Consider the following 24,615-nt stretch of genomic DNA (forward strand, 5'->3'; position numbering starts at 1 on the left):
AAACGGCGCGCATGAGCCAAGACGCCGTCCAGATCATCGCCCGCGGGCCCCGCACCGAGGCCGAAACCGCAGCCGCCGCCATCGACGCCGATCCGATGCTGGAAGGCGCCACCTATTCCATCCTGGAAGAGGACGAGGATCACGACATCTGGCGCATCGACGCCTTCCCGACGACCTCGGAGGAAGCCGACGGCCTGGTCGCCGTCCTGGCGAACTATCCGAAGCTGAAGACCATGGTCGAGAAGCTGGCTGACGCCGACTGGCTTGCCATGGCGCTGTCCGGCCTGCCGCCGGTGCGCGCCGGTCGGTTCTTCGTCTATGGCGCCCACGACAGGGGCAAGGCCCCGCCCAACACCGTGAACCTACGCATCGAGGCGGGCGCCGCCTTCGGCACCGGCCACCATGGCACCACTGTCGGCTGCCTGGTGGCCTACAACGATCTGATCAAGTCCAAGCGCTTCCCGCGCGTATTGGATGTCGGCGCCGGCACCGGCGTGCTGGCGATCGCCGCGGCGCGCACCGGCAGCAAAACCGCCGTCGGCACCGACATCGACGCCCCGTCGGTGCGGATCAGCCGCGAGAACGCCAAGCTGAACAAGGCGGGCGCCCGGTTCGTCCACGCCTCAGGCCTCGGCCACCAACTCGTGCGGCAGGACGCGCCCTACGACCTGGTGTTCGCCAACATCCTGGCCCCGCCCCTGGTCGCCCTCTCGCAGGACATCAAGCTGGCCCTGAAGCCTGGCGGCTTTGCGATCCTCTCGGGCCTGTTGCGCACCCAGGAGCGGCGCGTGCTGGCCGCCTATCTCTCCAAGGGCTTCCGCCTCTACCGCCGGCTGCATCGCGACGCCTGGGCGACCCTCGTCCTGCGCAGGGCCTAGGAACCGGGGCCAAGACCCGGCGTTCCTCCGACCGTCGAGGGGCGGGTCCCGAAGAGGACCTGAACCCGAGGAGGAACGTCCAATGGCCGAAGAGCCAATTGTCGAACGGACCACCACCGAAAGCCCGGCTGGCGAACGGCGGGAGGATATGCGCATGGTGGACCGGCGCCGCGGCGGATCGGCGACCGGATGGTGGATCGCAGCCCTGGTGGCGATCATCGCCGTCGCCGGCCTGTTCTTCATGTACAGCCAGAACTTCGTCGGCCAGAGCGACCTGATGGCCGCCCGCGACGAAGGCCGCGCGTCCGCCATGGTCGAGAACGCAGCGACCGATGCTCAATCGGCGGCCGCCCAGGCCAGCGAGGCCTCGGCCAAGGCCGCATCGAGCGTCGCCGACGCCACCCGCGCGGCGGCCGAACGCTCGGCGGCGAGCGCCGAGCAAACGGCGCAGAACGCCCGAGAAGCGGCGGCGAGCGCGACCGACTCGGCGGCCGACGCGACCGTCACCGTCCCGGAACCTTCGCCTAACTAGGCGTTGCGGCGGGCCGCCCACTCGTGCGCCAGCACGGCGTAGATGTGGGTGTCCCGCCAGCCGCCCTCGTGCGCCGGCTGGTTCTGGCGAAGCGTGCCCTCGCGCCGCAGGCCGAGCTTCTCCATGACGCCGAACGAGCGCCGGTTGCGGGTGTCGCAGGAGGCCCAGACGCGGTGGGCGTCGAACCGATCGAAGGCCAGGTTCACCAGCGCCCGCGCCGCCTCCGCGCCCAGGCCCACGCCCCAATAGGCGCTGCCCAGGCTGTAGCCGAAATCGGCGTTGCGATGGTCGCTCAGGCCCAGGCGCACCGAACCGATCACCTTCCGCTCGGCCAGGAGTTCGACGGCGTAGCTGAAGTCGCGGCGCGGCCACGTCGCCTGCTGAGCGATCTGGCGCTCCAAGAACTCGTGCGTCACCTGTTCGGTGTTCGGCCCCCAATCCATGTAGCGGACTGTCAGCGGGTCGGTGGCGTAGGCGTGGATGTCGTCAAAGTCCTCCAGGCGAAACTCGCGCAGCAACAGCCGCGGAGTCTGGAGGGGATAAGGTGGTTGGTCTTCCATAGAGCGTCTCCGAGGTGAAACCGTCGGCAGGGCTCTTGGCTGTCCTCGACCCCTGACCGGTGCGGCGGGGTCGTGGGGTCCAGGTGCGGGCGCTCAGCCCGCGCGCAGACGCACGGCCCCAAAGGGACCGGACGAATTCTGAGCGGTGCGGGTCGTGCGCATGACAGCGTTATGCCGATTTGGCGGCGAACCGTCCAGCTAAACCGCCGAGCGGGCGCCAAGTTGCGCCAGCCAGTGACGCTCGCGCTCCTTCAGCCAGCTATCGCGCCCCAGCGGGCCGAGGTCCTCGTCCTCGAGCAGTTCGAGGATAGAGAACTCGAACGCCTCCTCCCCGCCGTGGGCCTTCCAGGCCGCCTGCATGTCGCGATTGCGGTGCGAGCCGAGCCGCAGGCTGAAGAAGGATGAATTGCGCTGGCCGTCGAGATTGCGCGAGGCGCCGACCCAGGCCTCGGCGGTCGGGCGGCAGCGGATGGCGAAGATCCCGACCGGGACCTTGCGCTCCTTGTACTGGCGGATGGCTTCGCGGCGACTGGTCTTGTCCATGCGGCGGAGAATGGGGATGGCAGGCTGCCACGTCAATTATACCCGGATAAAATAATTGACGCGACGTGAGCCCTGATCACGGCCCACACTGGCGCGCGCCAGGGCCGAGGATTAAGTTCGGGCCATGCGTCAAACCTTTGATGAATCCACCGATCCGTCCTTCGGACCCAAGCACGTTCCGCTGATCCGCGCCGCGATGAAGGCCCAGGGTCTGGACGGCTTCCTGGTGCCCCACGAGGACGAGCATCAGAACGAATACCTCCCGGCGGCCAACGACCGCCTGGGCTGGGCGACCGGCTTCACCGGCTCGGCCGGGGCGGCGGTGATCTTCCCGGACAAGGCGGCGATCTTCGTGGACGGTCGCTATACGCTGCAGGTCCGCGACCAGGTCGACGGCAGCATGTTCGAGATCCGCGACCTCGTCGAAGGCGGCGTCACCGCCTATCTCGAAACCGCCGCGGCCAAGGGCCAGGTGATCGGCTATGACCCGCGCCTGCATTCGCCGGATGCTCTGGAGCGCCTGCGGGCGGCGGCGACCCGCGCCGGGGCCACGCTGAAGGCGGTCGGCTCCAATCCGCTGGACGAGGCCTGGGGCGCGGCGCGCCCCGCCCAGCCGACCGCAGCGGTGGTTCCTCACCCCCTGGAATACGCTGGCGAGGAGTCCGCAGCCAAGCGCGCCCGCATCGGCGAGGCTCTGGCCGCCAAGGACGCCGAGGCGACGGTGCTGACCGCCCCCTCCTCCATCGCCTGGCTGTTCAATGTGCGGGGCGGCGACGTGATCCGCTCACCCCTGCCGCTTGGGCAGGCGATCGTGAACAAGGACGGCACGGCCCGGCTGTTCCTCGATCCGGCCAAGGTCTCGGCGGACCTGCGGGCCTGGCTCGGCAACGAGGTTCGCCTGGAGACTCCGGACGACCTGCCCCAGGCCCTGGCCGAGCTGAAAGGCAAGCGGGTGCTGGTGGACCCGGCCCAGTCCTCGGCCTGGTACTTCGACACCCTGGCCAGGGCCGGCGCCGAGGTGCTGCGCAGCGAGGATCCCTGCGCCCTGCCCCGCGCCTGCAAGAACCCCGTCGAGATCGACGGCGCGCGCGAGGCCCACGCCCGCGACGGCGTGGCGGTGACGCGGTTCCTGCAATGGCTGGCCACCGACGCTCAGACGCGCACGGTGGACGAGGTCGAGGTGGTGACCCGGCTCGAGGGATTCCGTCAGGAAACCGGCGCCCTGAAGGATCTGAGCTTCGACACGATCGCCGGCGCGGCCTCCAACGGCGCCATCGTGCACTACCGGCCGACCACGCGACTCAACAAGCAGACCCAGCGGGGATCGCTGCTGCTGGTGGATTCCGGCGCCCAGTACCTGGACGGCACCACCGACATCACCCGCACCGTCGCCATCGGCGAGCCGAGCCATGAGATGCGCGAGCGCTTCACCCTGGTGCTGAAGGGCCATCTGGCCCTGGCTGCGATCCGCTTCCCGGCCGGAACCACCGGCTCGGCCCTCGACGCACTGGCGCGCGCGCCGCTGTGGAGCTGCGGCCTCGACTACGATCACGGCACCGGCCATGGGGTCGGGTCGTATCTGGGCGTCCACGAAGGGCCTCAGCGGATTTCAAAGCTGCCGAATTTCGTGGCCCTGAAGCCAGGGATGATCGTCTCCAACGAGCCCGGCTACTACAAGGAAGGCGCCTACGGCATTCGCATCGAGAACCTGCAGTTCGTCACCGAACCGGCGCCAATCGCCGGCGGCGAGCGCGAAATGCTGGGCTTCGAGACGCTGACCCTGGCCCCCATCGACCGGCGGCTGATCGCGGTGGACATGCTGACCCCGCAGGAGCGCGCCCAGATGGACGCCTATCACGCCCGGGTCCTGGCGACGATCGGCCCGCGGCTGCAGGACGCCGACGTCCGCGCTTGGCTGGAAGGCGCCTGCGCGCCGCTGTAGCCGGAAGGACAGTCCTTGGGTCGCACGCCCACATCCCATGATCGTCATGGCCGGGGCGGCAGGTCCCGGCTATCCCGATGCACAGTCCAGTCCGGAGAGTTCGCTGCGTCTGGATTCTCGGCACGCTGACGCGGCCGAGGATGGCGAATGGAGAAGGGCTATTCCCCCGCCATCTTCAGGATGGTCGCCCATTCGGCATCGCTGACCGGTGAGACCGAGAGCCGGCCCTGGCGCAGCATGGCCATGTCCGAGAGCGCCGGCGTCGCCTTCATGTCCGCCAGGGTCACCGAGCGGGGCAGCTTGCGGACGGGCGTCAGCTCGACAGCGACGAACTTACCGGTGGCGTCGGTGGCGTCGGGGAAAGCCTCCTTGGCCACCCGGGCGACCCCGACCACGTCCTTGCCTTCCTGGGAGTGGTAGAACAGCACCTGGTCGCCGACCTTCATCGCCTTCAGGTGGCCGGCCGCGGCAAAGTTGCGGACGCCATCCCAGACGGTCTTGCCGTCCTTCTGGAGGTCCTCGAAGGAGTAGGTCTCCGGTTCGGATTTCACGAGCCAATGCGACGCCATGCGAACCTCCGCTTTGTCGGTGTCAGCCGGTCACGAGGGCCAGCCATTCGTCCTCGGTCATGACCTGGATGCCCAGGTCGGTGGCGGTCTTCAGCTTCGAGCCCGCGCCCGGCCCCGCCACCACAAGGTCGGTCTTCTTGGACACCGAGCCCGACACCTTGGCCCCAAGGCTCTCGGCCTGGGCCTTGGCCTCGTCCCGGGTCATCCGCTCCAGGCTGCCGGTGAAGACGATGGTCTTGCCGGCCACGGCGGTGTCGGTCTTCGGCCGCTCGGCCGGCAGGACGGTCAGCTCCGCCAACAGGGCTTCCACCTTCGCCAGATTATGCTCTTCGGCGAAGAACTGGGCGACCATGCGCGCGGCGACCGGGCCGACGGCGTCCACGCCAGCCAGTTCGCGCAAGTCCTCTCCAGGCTCTTCCTGGGCCGCTTCGCCCGCGACCTTGCAGATGGCGTCCCAGTCGCCGAAGCGCTCGAGCAAGGCGGCGCGGGCGCGGGAGTTCAGCTTCGGGATCGCCAGTTGCAGGCGCTTGTCCAGCGAGACGTCCTCGGGAAGCAGCGGCGAGTTTCCGCCGCCGAAATCCAGCACCGCCCGGATCGCCGTCGGCCCCAGGCCCTCCAGCTCCACCAGGGCGGCGTAGCTCGGTCCGCCGAGCTGGGTGGAGGCGGCTTCCGAAGTCTGAATGAAATGCTCGACGGTCTCGAAATGACGGGCCAGGGCAAGGGAGGTCGTCTCGCCCACATGGCGGATGCCCAGGCCGAAGATGAAGCGGTCCAGCGGGATCGACCGCTTGGCCTCGATGGCTGCGACCAGGTTGGAGACCGAGGTCTCGCCATAGCCGTCGGTGGCGCGCAGTTCGGTGAGCTTTTCCTCGTCCCTGGCCAGCCGGAAGATGTCGGCCGGCTCCCTGACCCAGCCGCGTTCGAAGAAGGCGGTGAGCTGCTTTTCGCCCAGGCCCTCGATGTCGTAGGCGCGGCGGGACACGAAGTGGCGCAGGTGCTCGATGCGCTGGAACGGACAGGCGAACTCGCCCGAGCAGCGGCGCACCACCGTCTCGGCTCCCGAGGCCGTGGTCTCGCGGACCAGCGGCGTGTGCAGATGACAGGGACAGTGGGTCGGGAATTCGTAGGGGACGGAGTCGGCGGGCCGCTCCTCCGGCACATAGCCGAGAATCTGCGGGATCACGTCGCCAGCCCGCTGCAGGATCACCGTGTCGCCGATGCGCACGTCCTTGCGCGCGATCTCATCGGCGTTGTGCAGGGTGGCGTTGACCACCACCACGCCGCCGACCGTCACCGGCCGCAGCCGCGCCACCGGCGTCACCGCCCCGGTGCGGCCGACCTGGATGTCGATGGCTTCGAGGATGGTCCGCGCCTGCTGGGCCGGGAACTTGCGGGCGATGGCCCAGCGCGGGGTGCGGGTGATGAAGCCAAGCCGCTGCTGCCAGTCCAGGCGGTCGACCTTGTAGACCACGCCGTCGATGTCGTAGCCGAGCTTGGGCCGCAGCGCCTCCATGGCGGCGTAGGCGTCCAGCAGGCCCTGGCCGCTGATGACCCGGCAGCTTTCCGGCGTCGTCTGGAAACCCCATGCCTTGAGCTTGCCGAGCGCTTCCCACTGGGTCTCTGCGAAGGGCTCGCTGAGCTGGCCCCAGGCATAGGCGAAGAATTTCAGCGGCCGGCTGGCGGTGATCTTCGGGTCGATCTGGCGCAGGGAGCCGGCGGCGGAGTTGCGGGGATTGGCGTAGGTCCGGAGCCCGGCCGCCTCGTTGGCGGCGTTGAGGGCGGCGAACTCTTCGTGGCCGAGATAGACCTCGCCGCGGATCTCGATGACCTCGGGCCAGCCAGAGCCGGCCAGCCGCTTGGGGATCTGCGCGATGGTGCGCAGGTTCTCGGTGACGTCCTCGCCGACCCGGCCGTCGCCGCGCGTCGCGCCCTGGACGAAGACGCCGTTCTCGTAGCGCAGCGAGGCCGAGAGCCCATCGATCTTTGGTTCGGCGGTATAGGCGATCTCCTCGCCCCCCGGCAGGCGCAGGAAGCGGCGGATGCGGGCGTCGAACTCCAGCGCGTCCTCGTTGGAGAAGGCGTTGTCGAGGCTGAGCATGGGCACGCCATGCTCGACGGGCGAGAACTGCTCGGCCCTCGCGGCGCCGACCCGCAGCGACGGCGAGTTGTCCCGGACGAGGTGCGGGAACGCCGCCTCGAGCTCGTTGTTGCGGCGCTTGAGGGCGTCGTACTCGGCGTCCGAGATCGTCGGCGCATCCTGCTGGTGATAGCGGATGTCGTGCGTCGCGATCTCGTCGGCGAGCCGGGTCAACTCCTCGACGGCTTCGGCCTCGGTCAGGTCGGCGGCGGAACGGTCCGTCATCAAGATCTTACCCAAGCCAAAACTGTTACGTGCCTCTTTCCTCCCCTGCGCAGCGGGGGAGGGGGACCGCCCGAAGGGTGGTGGAGGGGGCGGCGGCGCGCACGGAGCTTGGGGCTTGCCCCCTCCATCGGCTGCGCCGGTCCCCCTCCCCCATGAATGGGGGAGGAAAAATGCAACGCTTCACGCATCCATCAGCGCCCGGGCGGCCGCACGGGCGGCGTCGGTGATTTGGGCGCCGGCCAGCATGCGGGCGATCTCTTCTTCGCGGTCCGCGGCCGAGAGCGTCTCCACCGCGGTCCGGATGCGTTCGGCGTCGCCGGCCTTGGATATCCGCCAGTGCGCCTCGGCGCGGGCGGCGACCTGCGGGCTATGGGTGACCACCAGCACCTGGGCCTGGCCGGCGAGGCGCTTCAGCCGCAGGCCCACGGCGTCGGCCACGGCCCCGCCTACGCCCTGGTCCACCTCGTCGAAGATCATCAGCGGCTGCGCGCCCTCGGAGCGGCCGGCCAGCGAGGCCTTCAGCGCCAGGGCGAAGCGCGCCAGTTCGCCGCCGGACGCGATCGCGCCCAGGTCGCCGAACGGCGCGCCGGGGTTGGTGGCGACCTCGAAGGCCACGCGGTCAGCGCCGTTCGGGCCAAGCCGCTCCTCAGCCAGCGGCTCCACGGAGACCTGGAAGCGGGCCTTGTCGAGCTTCAGCGGGCCAAGCTCGCCCATCACCGCCTTGGCCAGGCGATCGCCGGCGGCCTTGCGCGCCGCGGTCAGCGTCTGCGCGGCGGCGAGATAGGCCAGGCGCGCCGCGGCGACGGTGGCCTCGGCGGCCTTCAGGTCGTCCTCCGAGCTCTCCATGGCGCGCAACTTCTCGGCGAAGCGGACGCGCAGGATCGGCAGTTCCTCGACGCTGACCGACAGCTTGCGGGCCATGCCGCGCAACTCGAAGAGCCGCTCCTCGGTCTTCTCGAGCTGGTCGGGGCGGAAGTCGAAGGCTTCGGCGGCGGCGTCGACTGCGGCCTCGGCCTCCTGGGCCTCACTGAACACCCGGTCGATGGCGGTGCTGGCGGCGGTCAGGCGCGCGACCGCGGCGGTCTCCTCCCCTGCCCCGGCCGCCACGGCGCGGGTGCGGGCGTGCTCGATGGCTCGCACGGCCTGAGCCAGACGGCCGGTAAGTCCCTCGAAGGCCGCTCGGGCGTCGGAGATGTCGGCCAGCGCCTTTTCCGCGGCGCCCAGGATGGCGCGTTCCTCAGCCAGGTCCGGCTCCTCCCCCTCGCGCGGGTCGAGCCGGTCGAGCTCCGACAGGCGAAGCGTCAGTTCCTCGGTCTCGGCCGCGGAGCGTGCCACGATCTCGCGCAGCTCCTCGGCGCGGGTCCGCGCGGTCCGCCATTCGGACCATATGCGGGAGACCGCCCCCGTCTCCGCGCCCAGCGCGCCATAGGCGTCGAGCAGCGGCCGATGATTGCGGGCGTCTAGCAGGCCGACCGTGTCGTGCTGGCCATGCACCTCAAGCAGCAGCTCGCCGAGTTCACGCAGGACGGTGGCGCTGGTCGCCTGGTCGTTGACGAAGGCGCGGCTGCGCCCGTCGGCGCTGAGCGTGCGCCGCAGGACCAGATCCTCGCTCGGGTCGTAGGTGATGCCCTTGTCGTCCAGGACCGCCCAGGCGGGATGGTCAGCGCCAAGGGCGAAGACCGCCGAAACGGCGGCCTGGGCCGCGCCACGCCTCACGAGCCCGGCGTCCGCGCGCGCGCCGGTGGCCAGGCCCAGGGCGTCGAGGATGATCGACTTGCCCGCCCCAGTCTCACCAGTGAGCGCGGTGAGGCCGGGCCCGATGGACAGGTCCAGGGCCTCGATCAACACGACGTCGCGGATCCACAGTCCGATCAGCATGGCGGCAAGATCGCCCGGAATCACCCGGTTCGGAAAGACGCTTAAGTTCGCTTTAGGTTCTTATTTGCCGTCGCCGCCCATGCCGGGCAGGCGCGAGAGCAGCCCATCGTGCTCGCGCAGCGCGGGTTTGGCCCCGGCGGCCGGCTCCGGCGCAGGGCTCGCAGCCTCCGCAGCGGCCGGCTCGGCGACCGGGGCGGCCTCCGGCGCGGCGTCCGTCGCCGGGACCTCGGCCGGCGGCCGGATGGTGGTTTCCTTGTCCTTCACGAAGGGCAGGTGCGAGACAAGGCTGCGACGCTGGGTCTGCTGAGGCTCGACCGCCGGACGCAGGCCGCGGCTGGTCAGCAGCCGGTAGGCGTCGCGATACCAGGCGTCGCCCGGATAGTTGTAGCCGAGCACCGCGCCGTTCCGGTTGGCCTCTTCCATCAGGCCGAGGGTCAGGTAGGACTCGACTAGGCGATAGAGCGCCTCGGGCGTGTGGCTGGTGGTCTGGTAGCGGTCGACGACGGTCTTGAAGCGGCCGATCGCGGCCAGGGTGTCGCCCTGGCGCAGATAGTAGCGGCCGATGGTCATTTCCTTGCCGGCGAGCTGGTCGTTGACCATGTCGATCTTCAGTCGGGCGTCGGCGGCGTATTCCGAGCGCGGATAGCGCTGGACGACCTCGGTGAGGTTGGCGAGCGCCTGGCCGGTGGCGGCCTGGTCACGGCCCACGTCTACGATCTGTTCGAAGTAGCAGATGGACTTCAGATAGTGAGCATAGGCGGCGGCCGGATTGCCCGGATAGAGCGAGATGAACCGGTCGGCGTCGCCGATGGCCTCGGCGTAGTCGTTGCCCTGATAGTGCGCATAGGCGGTCATCAGGATCGCGCGGCGCGACCATTCCGAATAGGGGTGCTGACGCTCCACCTCGCCGAAATACTGGACGGCCTGGTTCCACAGCCCACGGTCGAGCCGGTTGGCGCCGGTGGCGTAGAGCAACTCGACGGGGCGCTCTTCATAGGCGAGCCGCGGCTGCTTCTTCTTGCCGGCGCAGCCGGCCAGGGCGAGTACGGCGACACCGACGACGAGAGCCGTGCGAGTCCGGGAATTGCGCAGCAAGGACACCTTCACCTCAAAAGGATCGACGCGCGCCCCCGCGCCGTGAGTCCCCGCTTCTACAGCATGCAATGCAGGGCGCAAATGCGGCGGATCGCCGAAATCCGTTCGCTGGAAGACGAGCTCGGCTACGGGCTCGTTTCCGGCCTCGCGTCAGCGGCTTAGACCGCCTCGGCGAATTCGGGAACGAGCGTGCGATAACGCCAGGACTTGGGCGAGGCCAGCAGCGCCCGCACCAACTGGTTGTTGACCGCGTGACCGGCCAGCACGCCCTCGAAACGGCCGAGGATCGGCGCGCCGAGCACATAGAGGTCACCGATCGCGTCCAGCGCCTTGTGGCGGACGAACTCGTCCGGCCGGCGCAGGCCTTCCGGGTTGAGGATGCGGTCGCCCTCGATGACGACGGCGTTTTCCATCGAGCCGCCGCGGGCCAGGCCCATGGCGCGCAGGGCCTCGACCTCGTGCAGGAAGCCGAAGGTGCGGCAGTCGGCCAGTTCGGAGCGGAACGCCCGTTCATCCATCGGCAGGTCGACGTACTGGCGGCCGATCGCAGCGGACGGGAAGCGGATTTCGAAAGCGATCTCGAACTCGTCCGACGGCTTGAGCGTGGCGCTCTTGTCGCCGTCGACGAAGGCGATGGGCTCGAGGATCTCGATATAGCGACGCACGGCGTCCTGGCGGCGGCGGCCGGCGCGATCCAGGATCTGCACGAACGGCTCGGCCGAGCCGTCCATGATCGGCATCTCCGGGCCGTCGAGTTCGACGGTCGCGTTGTCGACGCCCAGCATCACCAGAGCCGCCATCAGGTGCTCGATGGTGGAAACGCTGACGCCGGCGGCGTTCTCGACGACGGTGCCGAGCTGGGTCTTGGTCACCGCCTCGCCCGAGACCGGCACGCGGTTGTCGCGGTCGGCGACGTCGGTGCGCACGAAGACCACGCCGGAACCAGCCGGCGCCGGCCGGACGGCGACGCGAATGTACTCGCCCGTATGGACACCGACGCCAGCGAAGATGGCGGGGCCTTGCAGGGTGTGCTGGTACTCTTGTGCGCGCAAAGCAAAACCTCTCGGACCTTGCGCGGCCGCGAAGGCCGCTACGTCCCAACTGCTCAGGTACGCCCTATGCTGCGCCGCGGCAAAACACTTCCTGTTTCGCAATGTTTCGCCTGAGACCGCCAGAAACCCATTAAGAATCAAGGCGAAAGAAGGGTGTCTTGCCGGCTTCGGGACGGCTCCGTAACCTTCCATCCAGACCGGCGGAACACGGGAGGCGACGATGGCGGCAATTCAGCAAGATTCCTGTTTCGCAGGCGCCGCCTACCGCCCGCAAAGCCGGCCCTAGGCGGCGTCGCCTATCGGCTCCCGCGGGGAGCCAGCGGGGCGCCAGCGCCCCCAGCAGAAGACACCGAATGACCACGAACCAACCTGCCGGCATGCCGCCCGCGGAAGCCGCGCGGCTTGCCGCGATCGAGCTCGAGACGCGCTTCACCCTGGATTCCGATGGCCGGATCATCGGCGAGGCGCCGCCCGACCTCTCGCCGGGACCGCTGCTCTACGTCGCCGACCTGGAGCCCAGATTGATGGCCCTGAGCCACGCCGTTCCGCAGGAGGTCGCAGCGGGGGCGGACGCCGACAGTCTCGAAGCCAGCCTGCTGGCCCTGTCCGCAATGGGCCCCGTGAACGCGGCCGAGGGCCTGAGCTTCCTGCTGCCGCACCGCACAGCGGCGCCCACAGCGGCTGAGCTCGTCGCCTGGGGGACGGCTCCGGGCTCCGCCCTGGAGACGCGCTTCGCTGAAGCGGGGATGCCGGAGGCGCTGGTGAGGGCGGGCTTTCGGGAGGTGGCCGACCTCTGGCCGCCCTGGTGCGCCGCGATGGTCGATGGGGAGGTCGCCGCCCTCGCCTTCTCGGCGCGACTGTCGCCCATAGGCGCGGAACTGGGCCTGGTGACTCTGCCTGCCTATCGCGGCCGTGGGCTGGCTGCGGCGGCGACCGCCGGCTGGAGCGCCCTGCCCGCCCTCGCCGACCGGACGCTGTTCTACAGCACGACGCGTTCGAACTTCGCCTCGCAACGGGTGGCCGCCAAGCTCGGCCTGCCGTTCATCTGTGCGACCTGGGAAATTGTCAGGGCCTGAAACGCTGAATGGCCGGGGTCGCCCCCGGCCATTCGAACTTTGCGGTCAGACTTTTCGCCTAGTTGGCGAGACGGCGCAGGAAGGACGGGATCTCCAAGTCTTCCTGATTGTCGGTCTGCGGCTCCTCAACCGACTGCTCCACCGGCTGGGCGCTGGTGCGGCTGATCGAGGCCTGGCGCGGCTGGTGCTGCGGCGCGGGCTCCTGGTAGCGCGGACGACTGCCGAAGAGGCTCAGGAAGCCGCCGCGGCTCGGACGGCGATCCTCGAAGGCCGGCTGCGAGAACAGCGGCTCTTCATCCACTTCCTCGACCGAAGGATCGACGATCCGGGTGATCGGACGGCTGATCTGCGGCTCGGGCGCAGCAGCGACGCTCGGCGCAGGAGCCGGCGCCGGAACAGCCTGGGCCGGCGCGTAGAGATCGCCCTGCTCTTCCTCGAAGGCGGCCTTCACCGGTTCCGGCGCGGGCGCCGGCGCGATCGGGGCGGCGGCGACCTGCGCAGGAGCCGGCGGCGGCACGTAGGCCGGCGGCTCCGGATAGCGCGGCGCCGGACGCTGGGCGAAGGTCGGGAGCGGACGGGCGATCGGCTGGGTCACCGGCTGCGTCACGGGGGCCGGACGGCTGGTTTCGGCGCGCAGCGGCGGGGCGGCGAGCGGCTTGCGCTCCACCTTCGGCTCGATGGCGGCGATAGAGGCGCCGTCCATGCCGGTCGCCACGACCGACACGCGGATCATGCCTTCCAGGGTCGGATCGAACGCCGCGCCGAAGATGATGTTGGCGTCGGCGTCGACCTGTTCGGAGATGGCGTTGGCCGCCTCGTCGACTTCCAGCAGGGTCATGTCCAGACCGCCGGTCACATTGACCAGCACCGCCTTGGCGCCCTTCAGCGAGACTTCGTCCAGCAGCGGGTTGGCGATGGCGTTCTGGGCGGCCATCAGGGCGCGGTCTTCGCCGCCGGCTTCGCCGGTGCCCATCATCGCCTTGCCCATCTCGGTCATCACCGTGCGGACGTCGGCGAAGTCGAGGTTGATCAGGCCCGGCAGCACCATCAGGTCGGTGATTGAGCGCACGCCCGAGTGCAGGACCTGGTCGGCCATTCCGAAGGCCTCGGCGAAGGTGGTCCGCTCGTTGGCGACCCGGAACAGGTTCTGGTTCGGGATGACGATCAGGGTGTCGACATAGCGCTGCAGCTCACCGATGCCGGCCTCGGCTAGGCGCATCCGGTGGCGGCCTTCGAAGTGGAACGGCTTGGTCACCACGCCGACGGTCAGGATGCCGCGCTCGCGGGCGCACTTGGCGATGATGGGGGCAGCGCCAGTGCCAGTGCCACCGCCCATGCCGGCGGTGATGAAGATCATGTGGGCGCCGTCGAGGTGCTCGCCGATCTCTGGAATGGACTCCTCAGCCGCGCTCATGCCGACCTCGGGGTGAGCTCCGGCGCCGAGGCCCTGGGTCACCTGCACGCCGAGCTGGATCCGGCGATCGGTCTTGGAGAAGGCGAGCTGCTGCGCGTCGGTGTTGGCGACGACGAACTCGACCCCTTCGAGGTGCGCCTCGATCATGTTGTTGACCGCATTGCCGCCAGCGCCGCCGACGCCGAAAACGACGATGCGCGGCTTCAGTTCGGTCGCGCGCGGCGCGGAAAGTGCGATAGCCATTGGGACCCCATGTCCTCCGTACCGTGGTCAATGGAACCCCCAGCGACCCGCCCGCCGAGGTTCCTGCGACGGTCGGCGTTAAGGAGGCGCCCACCATCGTTAATTGGCAGTTAACTGCATAAGGCGAGTCGGACGGGCTGGAAGGCGCATCCACAACAAAATTTCTTACGCCACAAGGCTTAGCGTTACCGGAGGCCGACCGAAGCGGCGCCGTTAACCAAACTCGCCAAGTCGCTCAACGAACAGGGTTTTGCCGTTTCGGGACACTTTTTCGGGCCCTCGAATCGCAAATCAGCCCGAAGTGATTCGGCCGGCGCGGGAACCCGTTAAAGGTTCTCGCGCAGCCAGGCAGCGGCCTTGGCGACCGGGTTGGCCCGGGGGTCCAACGGCTCGCGACGCAGTTTGGCCGAGGCCAGGGCCTTGGACGACACCGCCTCGCGCGGGCCGAAGGCCGCCCGCTGCAAGACTCCTGCCGCCGCGCAGAAGGCGGGGCCGGAGGCGGCGTCAGCCAGGTGCGGCACCCGGCGCGGACGGCCCAGGCGCGCCGGACGATCGAACACCCGCACGGCCACTTCGCGTACGCCGGCCAACTGGCTGGCCCCGCCGGTCAGCACCAGGCTCGCGCCCGGCTCCACCGGGCAGCCCGAAGCCCGCAGCCGGTCACGGAGCAGTTCCAGGGTCTCTTCCACGCGCGGCGCGATGATCCCCTTCAGCAGCGAGCGCGGCGCGATGACCGGGCCGGCGCCAGGGTCGTCCCCGCGGGGCGGGGCCTCGATCATCTCGCGGTCCTCGTTGGCCGACGCGATGGCCGACCCGTGCAGCGTCTTGATCCGCTCGGCGCCCGCCACCGAGGTGGAGAGGCCGCGCGCGATGTCGGCGGTGACGTGGCCGCCGCCGACCGCCAGGGTCTCCACGTGCAGCAGGCTGCCGCCGGCGAACACCGCCGCCGAAGTCGAGCCGCCGCCCATGTCGATGCAGACCGCACCGAGGTCCATCTCGTCCTCTTCCAGCGCAGCCAGGGCCGAGACGAAGGGCGCGGCGACCACGCCTTCGAACTGCAGGTGGGCTCGCTCGACGCAGGCGCCGAGCGTCTGGTAGGCGGCCTCGCTGACCGTTACGACCAGCAGCTCCACGCCCAGGGTGCGGCCGAACATGGCGCGCGGGTCGCGGATCGCGGCCTGGCCGTCCACCGACCAGGCGACCGGCAGGATGTGGGCGGCGCGGCGGCCCGGAATCTTGATCTGGCCCAGCGCCTGCTGGATGGCGCGCACCAGGTCGCCGTCGTTGATCGGACGCCCGCCCAGTGAGACGCGCCCGCCGACCCGATGGCTGGCGAGCTGGCCTCCGGCCGTGGCGACCGTCACGCCCTGGACCTGCACCCCGGCGACGTTCTCGGCGCGCTCGACCGCCTGGGCGATGGCGTCGGACGCCTCATCCAGGTTGACGATCGCCCCGGCCTTCACGCCGCGCGACTGCACGTAGCCGACGCCGGCGGCGGTCAGCGTCCGGTCGCCGCGGCGCACGCCCTCGGGCTTCATGATGAAGCACGTGACCTTGGAGGCGCCGAGGTCGACGGCGGCCACGACGGGCTGACGGCTCAGCGCGGCCTTCAGGCCCTCGCGGCTTTCCCTGCGCTCCTCAATCCGGGTCGCCAATCTAGTCCCTTCCCTTGCTCGTCACGCGCCGTTGGCCACCAACTGGCCCGGCAGCACCCCATCACGCGGGCGCACCGCCACCACCGCAGGATCGCGCAGGTCGATCCGCTCGAAACCCAATTCCAATATGCGCGAACGCTGATCCAGTTGCTCGAGCTGGATCAGGGCCGCGCCCTCGTCGACCGCCGGCAGTTGCACCAGCGAGCCGTCCTTCATCCGCAGGTCCCAGCGCCGCCCGTCCACCCGCACCAGGGCCTCGGTCCGCTCGGCCAGGCGAGGCCGCGCGGCGACTTCCGGCAGGATCGTCGCGGCCGCCTCGTTGGCGCCGACGCCGACGATCAACGGCAGGGTCGGGAACCGGCCAGGATCGGCTTCTGAGATGACTCGGCCGGCCTCGTCGATCACATGGCTGCGACCGCCATTTTGCCAGACGGCGAGGCGTTTGCGCTCGGTCACCGCCAGCACCAGGGTGTCGGGCAGCAGGCGCACCACGCGCGCTTCCTTGACCCAGCCCACCTGCTCGACCCGCTGGCGCAGGGCCTCCAGGTCCATGCCGATCATTGGCTGGTCCTGATAGATCTGGGCCGCGCGCAGGATGTCCGGCGTTGCGATCTCCGAGGCGCCCTGGACGTGCACGGCCTTCAGCTTGAAGCCCAAGCCCGCCAGCGACCCGCCGGTCGCCGAAGCGATCGAGGCGCCGGCCTTCTCGCTGCGATGGCCAGTGGCCATGGTCACGATGAGCGCCACGGCCACCACGCCCCCGGCGGCGAGCAGCGCCCCGACCGGTGAGAGGCCGACGCCGCGGGCCGCGCCCAACTTGGCAGGCGAATAGGCGCCGCCCTGCTTCTTGGCGCGGGGGCGGGCCTTGGAGCTAGCGGGCGTCTTTGCCCGAGGCTTCGCTGCGGCTGGCGATTCCCCCCGCACCGCGGGCATACGCATCCTCCGTGATCCAAAGCACTAGACGGTCGAAGTCCAACCCCTTCTGGGCCGCCTGCTCGGGAACGAGCGAAGTGGGCGTCATGCCGGGCTGGGTGTTGACTTCCAGAAGGACCAGAATGTCGTTAACGTCGTCATAACGAAGATCCGAGCGGGTAACCCCACGGCAACCCAGCGCGGCATGCGCCCGCTCGGCCATTTTCATTGCACGATCAAAGACTTGCTTGGGAATTTCAGCGGGCGTGACGTGCACCGAACCGCCCTCTGCGTACTTGGCTTCGTAATCGTAAAATTGTGAACGCGGCTGGATGTCGGTGACCGTGATCGCCTTGCCGTCCATGACCCCGACGGCGAGCTCCTTTCCGGCCACGTAAGGCTCGATCAGAACCTCTTCGCCGAAGCTCCAGCCAGGCTCGACGATTGCCTGCGGCGGGCGATTCGCCCCCTGCTCGACGATGAAGACCCCGACCGAGGATCCCTCCGCATTGGGCTTGATCACATAGGGCGGCGGCATGACGTGATCGGCCGCCGCCACATGGCGGTTGAAGAGCCCGCCTCCGGGGACGGCGACGCCGGCCGCGGCCATCACGGCCTTGGCCTTGAACTTGTCCATCGCCAGGGCCGAGGCCAGCACCCCGCAGTGGGTATAGGGAACGCCGACGGTTTCCAGCACCCCCTGGACGCAGCCGTCCCTCGCCCCAGACGCCGTGCAGGGCGTTGAAGCAGACGTCGGGCTTCAGCTCGGTGAGGACCTGGGCCAGGTCGCGGCCCGCATCGACATAGCTGACCTTCGCGCCCAGTCTCTCCAGCGCCGCGCCGCACTCCCGCGCGGAGGAGAGGCTGACCTCCCGCTCCGCCGAAAGTCCGCCCATCAGCAGGGCGACGTGGCGGCCGGAGAGCGCGCCGCTCATTGCGCCTGCGCCGCCGCCGTCGTCCGGAAGTCGATGTCGCTGTCGGCCACGGCGTAGACGAAGGCCGTCCAGACGGCGACGTTCTGGGCCAGCTCCTTCGGGTCCACCTTGTCGAGGGTGTCGTCGGCCGAATGGTGCAGGTCGAAGTAGCGGCTGGCGTCCTGCTGCAGTTCCACCACCGGCGTTCCCAGGCGTTTCAGCCCTTCGACATCAGCGCCGCCCTCCTCGGCCGGCGCGCCGGACACGATCGTCTTCAGCGGAGCCATGGCGGCCTCGAACGCCTTCATGGCCGGATGGTCGTGGCTGCCCGCCGGCAGCCTGGCGGCGAAGATCTGGCCGGCGCCCAGGTCGCTTTCGCCGGCGACGATGATCTTGCCGACCTCGTCCTTGTGCGCCTCCGCGTAGGCCGCGCCGGAACCGCCCTGCTCCTCGGCGCCCCACATGACCACGCGGATCGTGCGGCGCGGACGCTCCGGCAGGCCGGCGATCAGCTTGGCGGCCGCCGTGGTGATGCCGATGCCGGACGCATCGTCGATCGCGCCGGTCCCAGCGTCCCAGGAGTCCAGGTGACCGCCGATCACGATCACCTCGTCGGGCTTCTCTCGCCCCTTGATCTCGCCGACCACGTTGTAGGCCGGCGCCTTGGCGCGGAAGGTGGAGGCCATGGAGAGCTTGATCTTCACCGGCTTGCCCCGCACGACCATGCGCTCTAGCAGCTCGGCGTCGGGCGGCGAGAGCGCCGCCATGGGAATGCCCGCCATCGCGCCGCCGCCGCCGTGCGGCAGGCGCGTGTCGTCGGTGGAGATCGAGCGCACCAGATAGGCCACGGCCCCGCGCTTGGCCGCCTCGGCGCCGGCCGAACGGGCCTGCACGCCCGAAGCGTAGCCGGAGATGTCCTGGGTGCGACGCATCTTCTGGGTGACGACGACGATCTTGCCCTTCAGCGCGCCCTCGGGCTGGGCCAGCATCGCATCGAGGCTGTCGAACAGGGCGATCTCGGCCTCGATCCCGCCGGCCGGCGTCGGCGCCGACCGGCCCAGGCCCAGGATCTGCAGCTTCTGAGGATAGGGCGACACCACCTCGGCGCTCTCGGCCCCGCGCAGCCAGGACTCGGTCTCGAAGGTCTCCACATGGACGTTTTCGAAGCCCAGGGCCTTCAGCTTGGCCACGCCCCAGTCGCGGGCGCGCTCCATGCCGGCCGAGCCCTGAGGGCGGGCTCCGACCTCGGTCGTGAGCGACTCCGTCAGGTCCCAGGCGGTGCTGTCGCTCAACGCCTTTTCGCTGAGCGACCTGGCGGTGGCGGGGAGGTCCGCGGCCTGGGCGGCGCTGGACGCGATGAGGGCGGCCGACGCCGCTAGCAGGACGATACGCATGGTCCGGCGGTGCCTGCGCGGCGGAGCGCTGTCAAGCGCCCGCTGATGCTGACACCACGCTGGCGGCAGCAGGCCCGCATGCTGCGCCTCGACCGGAGGACGCCATGCCTGTCGCGACCGCTCTCGACGATCTCCCCGCCCCGCCCTGCGCCCAGCTTCTGGGCTGGCGCGTGCTCGACGCCCGCCCCGCGGACGGCTGGATCCGCATCGGCTTCGAAGGCCGGCCAGAGTTCTGCAATCCCGCTGGCTTCATCCAGGGCGGCTTCCTGGCCGCCATGCTCGACGACACCATGGGGCCGGCCGTCTTCGCCCACACCGAAGGCGCGCTCTACACCGCCACCATCGACATGAACGTCCACTACCTCACCCCGGCGCGGCCGGGCCCGATCATCGGCGAGGCCCAGGTGGTGCAACTGGGCAAGAGCGTCGGCTTCGTGGACGCTCGCCTGTTGGACAAGGACGGGACCTGGTTGGCGAAGGGCTCCGCAAGCGTCCGCCTGGTCCCCAGCGGCAAGGCGCTGAAGATAGAGCCCGGTCAGAACGCGGCTTAGTCCTGCCTGGACTTCGCGTGTCGCGGGAATACTTCGAACGCCAAAGGACGTCGCGCAACTATTACCAGGTGAATTTTTCGATCGAATAACATTTCTGGTTGCGAGATTCACATTACAGCGTTACGCGTCGCCCAAGTTTCGCGCTCGCTCGGGGCGCGAGGAGGGCCAGAAATGAACTTCAGAATGAAGATGCGCGCGGCCGCGCTGGCCGCGGGCGTCGGCCTTGCGGCGACCGCCATCGGCGCCCCGGCCAACGCCGGCGTCGTCACCATCAGCAACATCCAGGGCGTGTGGAGCGTCGCCAGCCCCACGGGGTCCATCAACAACGGCTCCCCGACCTCGACCGTCAGTTGGGGCCACGGCGTGGAAGACGGCGGCTACAGGAAGAGCAGCTACAGCTTCACCGCCGCCGGCTCGCCCTTTTCGGCCGATCTTGGCGACGGCGACGAAGGCGGTCCGTTCAAGCTGGGCACGTTCCAGCACAACAACTGGCCGGTCACCGGAACCACACTGCAGAACGTGAAACTGACCGTCAGCGCCCTCGTGACGATCGACGGGGTCGACATCGGCCTACAGGACTTCGTCTACGGCTTCACCCATGTCGAGACACCGAACGAGGGTTCCGGCTGGTTCGGCGCCTGCCAGTTCGGCGGAACTTCCGGCGACTCGAACAACAAGTACGGCTGCTCGGACAAGGTGCTGGTCAACACCATCTCCTACAACAACAGCTTCGTGTTCGGGAAAGACACCTACACCCTCGACATCGCGGGTTTCCTGGTCGGCGGCAATCTGGCCAGCTCGTTCATCACCAAGGAAAGCGCGGTGGTCAGCGAGAAGTGCGGCAAGGACAAGAAAGGCAAGTGGAAGTACTGCGACGTGACCCATGCCTTCGACAACAAGGCCGACATCATGGCGACCGTCAGCATGGTCAGCTCGGCGGTGCCCGAACCGGCCACCTGGGCGATGATGATCGTCGGCTTCGGCGCCGTCGGGACCATGGTCCGCAGCTCGCGCCGCCGGGCGACCTTCGCGGCCTGACGAGCTCGCAAACCTCTCCAGTCGCGCCGTCGGCCCCCGGGCCGGCGGCGTTTTTCATGGATCGACGAAGTCGACCTCGCCGCCGGCAATGTCGATCACCGCGGCGGTCCCCAGCCCCAGCCGCTTCCAGAACGGCATCGGCTCGAAGCCGAGCCGCCGGGAAAGCCAAAGGGTGATCACCCGGCCGTGGGCCACGATGATCGGCGTCGTCGCGGCCTCCAGCCTGCCGAGGGCCGCGCCGAAGCGGGCCTGAGCCGCATCGCCGGTTTCCTCGCCCATCACCAGCTCGCCGGGCCGGGCGAACATCCGCGCCACCTGGGCCTCGAACACTTCCTGGGCGACGAAGGGATTGTGGTCGGCCTCCTGCTCGCGAAAGCCGGCGTCCTCTATCGGCGTCAGCCCTAGCTCGAGGCCCATGGCCAGGGCGGTGTCGCGCGCCTTCGGTTCGGGGCTGCAGGCCAGGCGGTCGGGCGCGAGCGGCCCCAGCTTGCGGGCCAGGCTCCTGGCGTCGATACGTCCCTCCGGGGAAAGCGCCCAGTGCGAGCGCGGCTGGTCGGGCGCGATCTGCGGGCGCCCGTGCTTGACCAGGATCAGCCGGCCTTGGGCCTGCCCACGCGCTTGATCTCCCATTCGAGATCCACCCCCAGCTTGGCCTTCACGTCGGCGCGAACCGCCTCGCCCAGGCCTTCGAGGTCGGCGGCGCTCGCCTCCCCGGTATTGATCAGGAAGTTGGCGTGCAGGGGCGAGAACATGGCCCCGCCAAAGAGCTTGCCGCGCCAGCCGGCCGCGTCGACCAGCTTCCATGACGAATGACCCGGCGGGTTCTTGAACGTCGAGCCGCCGGTCTTCTCGCGGATTGGCTGGGTGGTCTCGCGCCGGGCTGTGATCTCCTCCATCCGCGCCTGGATGGCGGCAGGGTCGTCGGGCCGGCCCTGGAACAGGGCGCCGGTGAAGATCAGCCCGCCTTCGGCCGCCCTGGCCGACTTGCGATAGGTGAACCCCATCTGCGCATTGCTGAAGGTCACGCGCTCGCCTGCGCGGGTCACAGCATAGGCCTCGATCAGGACGTCCTTGGTTTCCGAGCCATAGCAGCCGGCGTTCATCACGCTTGCCCCACCGATCGAGCCGGGCACGCCGCGGTAGAACTCCAGGCCCGCTATGCCTGCCTTGGCCGCCTCCCGCGCCAGGACCGCATCGAGCGTGGCCGCTCCGGCATAGATGCGGCTTTCGCCGCGAGGCTCGACCTTGCCGAAGGCCTTGCCCAGGCGGATCACCACGCCTTCGACGCCACCGTCACGGACGAGGGTGTTCGACCCCACGCCAAGAGGCAGGATCGGCACGTTTTCGTCCAATCCCTTCAGGAACGTGACGAGGTCGTCCTCGTCCTCCGGCAGGAACAGCACGTCGGCCGGACCGCCCACCCGGAACCAGGTGAACGGGGCCAGGGCCTCGTCCTTCAAGATACGCCCGCGAACCGCCGGCAGGTTGTCCCGCCAACTCACTGGGAAAGCGCCTCGAGTTGGGCAGGCAGGGCGTGCGCCCAGGCGGTGATGTCGCCCGCGCCCAGGCAGACCACGAGATCTCCCGCCTTCGCCTCCTGGGCGATCAGCGGCGCCAGGGCCGTCGGGCTCTCCAGCACCAGGGCGTGGCGGTGGCCGAACCGGCGCAGGCCTTCGACCAGGCCTTCCTTGGTGGCGCCCGCGATCGGGCTCTCGCCGGCCGTATAGACGTCGGCGACGATCACCGTGTCGGCGTCGTTGAAGCAGCCGCAGAACTCGTCGAACAGGTCGTTCAGGCGCGTGAAGCGGTGCGGCTGGACGACGGCGATCACCCGGCCGTTGGTAACGCGGCGGGCCGCGCTCAGCACCGAGGCGATCTCGACCGGATGGTGGCCGTAGTCGTCGATCACCCGCACGCCGTTCGCCACGCCGGTGGTGGTGAAGCGACGCTTCACCCCGCCAAAGCCCGCCAGGCCCTTGCGGATGTCCTCGTCGGAAACCCCCAGCTCCCGCGCCACGGCGACGGCGGCGGTGGCGTTGAGCACGTTGTGCTGCCCGGCCATGGGCAGGTGCAGGTCCTTCAGCCGGGAGACGGGGCCTTCCTTGGGCGCGAACACCACGTCGAAACGCGAGCCGTCCGGGCCCATGCTGATGTTTTCGGCGCGAACCTCGGCCTGGGGGTTGCTGCCGTAGGGAATGACCCTGCGGTTCTGCACCCGCGCGGCCATGGCCTGGACCTCGGGATGGTCGGTGCAGACCGCCGCGAACCCGTAGAACGGCACGTTCTCCACGAAGTCCTGGAACGCCTTCTTCACAGCGTCGAAGTGGCCGTAGTGGTCCAGGTGCTCGGGGTCGATATTGGTGACGACGGCGCAGGTGGACTTGAGCTTAAGGAAGGTGCCGTCGCTCTCGTCGGCCTCCACCACCATCCACTCGCCCTCGCCCACCTTGGCGTTGGTGCCGTAGGCGTTGATGATCCCGCCGTTGATGACCGTCGGATCCTTGCCGCCGGCGTCCAGCAGCGCCGCGACCATCGAGGTGGTGGTGGTCTTGCCGTGGGTGCCGCCGATCGCCACCGAAAAGTGCAGGCGGGTCAGCTCGGCCAGCATCTCGCCGCGATGGACCAGCGGCAGGCGCTTCTCTCGCGCGGCCAGCATCTCGGGGTTATCGTGCCGGATCGCCGTCGAATAGACGATGGCCGAGGCGCCCTCGATATTGGCCGCGTCCTGGCCGATGAACACCTTGGCGCCCAGCTTCTCCAGCCGTTCGGTGTTGGCGCTGGCCTTGGCGTCGGAGCCCTGCACCGTATAGCCGATGCGCAGCATGATCTCGGCGATGCCGCTCATGCCGATGCCGCCGATGCCCACGAAGTGCACGGGGCCGAGATCGAAGGGGACGGGTCGCTTGTTCATCTTTGGGCGGCGGTTCTTTCAACGAGGTCGGCCAGGCGCTCGGCCGCGTCCGGCTTGGCGATCGAGCGCGAGCCGGCAGCCATGCGCGCCAGCCGGTCGGGGTTGCTCAGCAGCTTTTCCAGCGCTCCGGCCATGGCTTCGACGGTGAGCTGGCTCTCGCGCGCCACCTCCGCTCCGCCGGCCTCGGCCAGGACGCGGGCGTTCTGGCCCTGGTCATCGTCGAGCGCGATGGCCAGGGGGATCAGGATGGCCGGCTTGCCCGCCACGGCGAACTCGCAGACCGAGCCGGCGCCCGAGCGGCCGATCACCAGGTGCGCGTCGCGCAGCCGGCTGGCCATGTCGCGGAAGAAGGGCGCGATCTCGGCCTCGACCATGGCGTCGGCATAGATCCGCCGGGCGTTGTCCATGGACTCCTTGCGGGTCTGCTGCTGCACCTTCAGGCGTTGGCGCAGGCCCTCTGGCAGCTTGCGGATCGCCACGGGCATCAGTTCGGAGAGCAGGCGCGCGCCCTGGCTGCCGCCGGTGATCAGCAGCCGGATCGGGCCGTCCGGCGTCGGCGGCGTATAGGGCAGATCGGCCAGCGCGCGGATCTCCGGCCGCACCGGATTGCCGACCACGATCGCGTGCTCGGCCACGCGGCCCGGCGCCTTCTGCAGCACCGGAAAGGCGCAGGCGACGGCGCGCACGTGGCTGGCCAGGCGCCGGTTGGCCCGGCCCATCACCGCGTTCTGTTCGTGCAGCAGGGTCGGCCGCCCCTGGGTGATCCCGGCCAGCAGGCCCGGGACCGACGGGTATCCGCCGAACCCGACCACCACGGCCGGGTCGATCCGGTTGAAGGCGTCCCTGGCCTGCAGCACCCCGCGGACGATGGCGATCCCCGCCTGGGCCATGCTGATCGGATCGCCGCGGCGGAAGGTGCGGGCCGAAAGGCCGATGCGCTCCTCGGCGGGAAAGTTCTCGGCGAAGGCGGCCGCGCGCTCGTCGGAGGCCAGGACGATCTTCCAGCCGCGAGCGATCAAGGCCTCGGCCAGGGCCTGCGCCGGAAACAAATGGCCCCCGGTGCCCCCGGCGGCGACGACAGCGATCTTGCGCATTG

21 protein-coding genes and 1 pseudogene are annotated in these 24,615 nt (G+C 69.5%); 6 read left to right on the forward strand and 16 right to left on the reverse strand.

Going from position 1 to position 24,615, the window contains the following annotated elements; translation table 11 throughout:
- Positions 1 to 11 precede the first annotated feature (11 nt).
- On the forward strand, positions 12 to 878 hold the full coding sequence (locus ABID41_RS01235) for a 50S ribosomal protein L11 methyltransferase (protein WP_331932152.1): 867 nt from the start codon (positions 12 to 14) through the stop codon (positions 876 to 878).
- 82 nt (positions 879 to 960) lie between these two features.
- Positions 961 to 1,410, forward strand: coding sequence for a hypothetical protein (locus tag ABID41_RS01240; protein ID WP_331932151.1), 450 nt, complete (start codon positions 961 to 963; stop codon positions 1,408 to 1,410).
- On the opposite strand, the gene ABID41_RS01245 is transcribed toward ABID41_RS01240, so the two are convergent.
- Positions 1,407 to 1,970 (reverse strand): GNAT family N-acetyltransferase, encoded by a 564-nt coding sequence (locus ABID41_RS01245; protein ID WP_331932150.1) that lies wholly within the window; start codon positions 1,968 to 1,970, stop codon positions 1,407 to 1,409. The genes ABID41_RS01240 and ABID41_RS01245 overlap by 4 nt on opposite strands.
- Positions 1,971 to 2,168: 198 nt before the next feature.
- A complete protein-coding gene (locus tag ABID41_RS01250; RefSeq protein ID WP_331932149.1) occupies positions 2,169 to 2,513 on the reverse strand; it encodes a GIY-YIG nuclease family protein in 345 nt (114 codons plus the stop codon).
- Positions 2,514 to 2,637: 124 nt separating this feature from the next.
- On the opposite strand from ABID41_RS01250, the gene ABID41_RS01255 reads away from it, so the two are divergent.
- Positions 2,638 to 4,455, forward strand: coding sequence for an aminopeptidase P family protein (locus ABID41_RS01255; protein WP_331932148.1), 1,818 nt, complete (start codon positions 2,638 to 2,640; stop codon positions 4,453 to 4,455).
- A gap of 158 nt (positions 4,456 to 4,613) precedes the next feature.
- On the opposite strand, the gene ABID41_RS01260 is transcribed toward ABID41_RS01255, so the two are convergent.
- From ABID41_RS01260 to lpxC, 5 genes are all read right to left on the reverse strand, one after another.
- Entirely contained in the window at positions 4,614 to 5,024 is a 411-nt protein-coding gene (locus ABID41_RS01260; RefSeq protein ID WP_331932147.1) for an EVE domain-containing protein, read from the reverse strand.
- Positions 5,025 to 5,046: 22 nt separating this feature from the next.
- Complete coding sequence (ligA, locus tag ABID41_RS01265) at positions 5,047 to 7,386, reverse strand: NAD-dependent DNA ligase LigA (RefSeq protein WP_331932146.1); 2,340 nt, start codon at positions 7,384 to 7,386, stop codon at positions 5,047 to 5,049.
- A 180-nt stretch (positions 7,387 to 7,566) separates the two neighbouring features.
- On the reverse strand, positions 7,567 to 9,264 hold the full coding sequence (gene recN / locus ABID41_RS01270; RefSeq protein WP_354297043.1) for a DNA repair protein RecN: 1,698 nt from the start codon (positions 9,262 to 9,264) through the stop codon (positions 7,567 to 7,569).
- A 60-nt stretch (positions 9,265 to 9,324) separates the two neighbouring features.
- Positions 9,325 to 10,359 carry an outer membrane protein assembly factor BamD gene (locus tag ABID41_RS01275; RefSeq protein ID WP_435529976.1) on the reverse strand — a complete coding sequence of 345 codons (1,035 nt, stop codon included), beginning with the start codon at positions 10,357 to 10,359 and terminating at the stop codon, positions 9,325 to 9,327.
- A 158-nt stretch (positions 10,360 to 10,517) separates the two neighbouring features.
- Positions 10,518 to 11,411 carry a UDP-3-O-acyl-N-acetylglucosamine deacetylase gene (gene lpxC, locus ABID41_RS01280; RefSeq protein WP_331933005.1) on the reverse strand — a complete coding sequence of 298 codons (894 nt, stop codon included), beginning with the start codon at positions 11,409 to 11,411 and terminating at the stop codon, positions 10,518 to 10,520.
- Between the two features lie 353 nt (positions 11,412 to 11,764).
- Here lpxC and ABID41_RS01285 point away from each other — a divergent pair, with 353 nt between their 5' ends.
- Complete coding sequence (locus ABID41_RS01285) at positions 11,765 to 12,487, forward strand: GNAT family N-acetyltransferase (protein ID WP_331933004.1); 723 nt, start codon at positions 11,765 to 11,767, stop codon at positions 12,485 to 12,487.
- 58 nt (positions 12,488 to 12,545) lie between these two features.
- Here ABID41_RS01285 and ftsZ read toward each other — a convergent pair whose 3' ends face one another.
- The 5 genes and pseudogenes from ftsZ to ABID41_RS01310 all read right to left on the reverse strand — a co-directional run bounded on the left by ftsZ (position 12,546) and on the right by ABID41_RS01310 (position 19,019).
- Entirely contained in the window at positions 12,546 to 14,144 is a 1,599-nt protein-coding gene (gene ftsZ, locus ABID41_RS01290; protein ID WP_354297045.1) for a cell division protein FtsZ, read from the reverse strand.
- A gap of 326 nt (positions 14,145 to 14,470) precedes the next feature.
- A complete protein-coding gene (gene ftsA / locus ABID41_RS01295) occupies positions 14,471 to 15,682 on the reverse strand; it encodes a cell division protein FtsA (RefSeq protein WP_435530000.1) in 1,212 nt (403 codons plus the stop codon).
- A 138-nt stretch (positions 15,683 to 15,820) separates the two neighbouring features.
- A complete protein-coding gene (locus ABID41_RS01300) occupies positions 15,821 to 16,732 on the reverse strand; it encodes a cell division protein FtsQ/DivIB (RefSeq protein WP_354297721.1) in 912 nt (303 codons plus the stop codon).
- Positions 16,671 to 17,646 (reverse strand): annotated as a pseudogene (locus tag ABID41_RS01305) (D-alanine--D-alanine ligase). Before ABID41_RS01305 ends, ABID41_RS01300 begins: the two are co-directional and overlap by 62 nt.
- Positions 17,643 to 19,019 (reverse strand): M20/M25/M40 family metallo-hydrolase, encoded by a 1,377-nt coding sequence (locus ABID41_RS01310; protein ID WP_331927927.1) that lies wholly within the window; start codon positions 19,017 to 19,019, stop codon positions 17,643 to 17,645. The pseudogene ABID41_RS01305 and the gene ABID41_RS01310 overlap by 4 nt, the downstream one beginning before the upstream one ends.
- Before the next feature lie 104 nt (positions 19,020 to 19,123).
- Between ABID41_RS01310 and ABID41_RS01315 the strand changes: the two genes are divergently transcribed.
- Together ABID41_RS01315 and ABID41_RS01320 are read left to right on the forward strand one after the other, a co-directional pair.
- Entirely contained in the window at positions 19,124 to 19,570 is a 447-nt protein-coding gene (locus ABID41_RS01315; RefSeq protein ID WP_331927929.1) for a PaaI family thioesterase, read from the forward strand.
- Between the two features lie 171 nt (positions 19,571 to 19,741).
- On the forward strand, positions 19,742 to 20,608 hold the full coding sequence (locus ABID41_RS01320) for a THxN family PEP-CTERM protein (protein WP_331927931.1): 867 nt from the start codon (positions 19,742 to 19,744) through the stop codon (positions 20,606 to 20,608).
- 54 nt (positions 20,609 to 20,662) lie between these two features.
- On the opposite strand, the gene ABID41_RS01325 is transcribed toward ABID41_RS01320, so the two are convergent.
- Genes ABID41_RS01325 through murG form a run of 4 tightly spaced genes read right to left on the reverse strand, consistent with a single transcriptional unit; the run spans position 20,663 to position 24,613 of the window.
- Complete coding sequence (locus ABID41_RS01325; protein WP_331927933.1) at positions 20,663 to 21,238, reverse strand: histidine phosphatase family protein; 576 nt, start codon at positions 21,236 to 21,238, stop codon at positions 20,663 to 20,665.
- On the reverse strand, positions 21,199 to 22,110 hold the full coding sequence (gene murB / locus ABID41_RS01330; protein WP_331927935.1) for a UDP-N-acetylmuramate dehydrogenase: 912 nt from the start codon (positions 22,108 to 22,110) through the stop codon (positions 21,199 to 21,201). The genes ABID41_RS01325 and murB overlap by 40 nt, the downstream gene beginning before the upstream one ends.
- Positions 22,107 to 23,519, reverse strand: coding sequence for a UDP-N-acetylmuramate--L-alanine ligase (murC, locus tag ABID41_RS01335; protein WP_331927937.1), 1,413 nt, complete (start codon positions 23,517 to 23,519; stop codon positions 22,107 to 22,109). The genes murB and murC overlap by 4 nt, the downstream gene beginning before the upstream one ends.
- A complete protein-coding gene (gene murG / locus ABID41_RS01340; RefSeq protein ID WP_331927939.1) occupies positions 23,516 to 24,613 on the reverse strand; it encodes an undecaprenyldiphospho-muramoylpentapeptide beta-N-acetylglucosaminyltransferase in 1,098 nt (365 codons plus the stop codon). Before murG ends, murC begins: the two co-directional genes overlap by 4 nt.
- Positions 24,614 to 24,615: the final 2 nt, after the last annotated feature.

This window comes from Phenylobacterium koreense (genome assembly GCF_040545335.1).
In the GTDB taxonomy this organism is placed as follows: Bacteria; Pseudomonadota; Alphaproteobacteria; order Caulobacterales; family Caulobacteraceae; genus Phenylobacterium; species Phenylobacterium koreense.

What these genes read in the sequence shown, in the direction of transcription:
- ABID41_RS01235 (WP_331932152.1), top strand. Translation starts at nt 12, where the DNA reads ATGAGCCAAGACGCCGTCCAGATCATCGCCCGCGGGCCCCGCACCGAG.
- ABID41_RS01240 (WP_331932151.1), top strand. Translation starts at nt 961, where the DNA reads ATGGCCGAAGAGCCAATTGTCGAACGGACCACCACCGAAAGCCCGGCT.
- ABID41_RS01245 (WP_331932150.1), bottom strand. Translation starts at nt 1,970, where the DNA reads ATGGAAGACCAACCACCTTATCCCCTCCAGACTCCGCGGCTGTTGCTG.
- ABID41_RS01250 (WP_331932149.1), bottom strand. Translation starts at nt 2,513, where the DNA reads ATGGACAAGACCAGTCGCCGCGAAGCCATCCGCCAGTACAAGGAGCGC.
- ABID41_RS01255 (WP_331932148.1), top strand. Translation starts at nt 2,638, where the DNA reads ATGCGTCAAACCTTTGATGAATCCACCGATCCGTCCTTCGGACCCAAG.
- ABID41_RS01260 (WP_331932147.1), bottom strand. Translation starts at nt 5,024, where the DNA reads ATGGCGTCGCATTGGCTCGTGAAATCCGAACCGGAGACCTACTCCTTC.
- ligA (WP_331932146.1), bottom strand. Translation starts at nt 7,386, where the DNA reads ATGACGGACCGTTCCGCCGCCGACCTGACCGAGGCCGAAGCCGTCGAG.
- recN (WP_354297043.1), bottom strand. Translation starts at nt 9,264, where the DNA reads ATGCTGATCGGACTGTGGATCCGCGACGTCGTGTTGATCGAGGCCCTG.
- ABID41_RS01285 (WP_331933004.1), top strand. Translation starts at nt 11,765, where the DNA reads ATGACCACGAACCAACCTGCCGGCATGCCGCCCGCGGAAGCCGCGCGG.
- ftsZ (WP_354297045.1), bottom strand. Translation starts at nt 14,144, where the DNA reads ATGGCTATCGCACTTTCCGCGCCGCGCGCGACCGAACTGAAGCCGCGC.
- ftsA (WP_435530000.1), bottom strand. Translation starts at nt 15,682, where the DNA reads ATGAAGCCCGAGGGCGTGCGCCGCGGCGACCGGACGCTGACCGCCGCC.
- ABID41_RS01300 (WP_354297721.1), bottom strand. Translation starts at nt 16,732, where the DNA reads ATGCCCGCGGTGCGGGGGGAATCGCCAGCCGCAGCGAAGCCTCGGGCA.
- ABID41_RS01310 (WP_331927927.1), bottom strand. Translation starts at nt 19,019, where the DNA reads ATGCGTATCGTCCTGCTAGCGGCGTCGGCCGCCCTCATCGCGTCCAGC.
- ABID41_RS01315 (WP_331927929.1), top strand. Translation starts at nt 19,124, where the DNA reads ATGCCTGTCGCGACCGCTCTCGACGATCTCCCCGCCCCGCCCTGCGCC.
- ABID41_RS01320 (WP_331927931.1), top strand. Translation starts at nt 19,742, where the DNA reads ATGAACTTCAGAATGAAGATGCGCGCGGCCGCGCTGGCCGCGGGCGTC.
- ABID41_RS01325 (WP_331927933.1), bottom strand. Translation starts at nt 21,238, where the DNA reads ATGGGAGATCAAGCGCGTGGGCAGGCCCAAGGCCGGCTGATCCTGGTC.
- murC (WP_331927937.1), bottom strand. Translation starts at nt 23,519, where the DNA reads ATGAACAAGCGACCCGTCCCCTTCGATCTCGGCCCCGTGCACTTCGTG.
- murG (WP_331927939.1), bottom strand. Translation starts at nt 24,613, where the DNA reads ATGCGCAAGATCGCTGTCGTCGCCGCCGGGGGCACCGGGGGCCATTTG.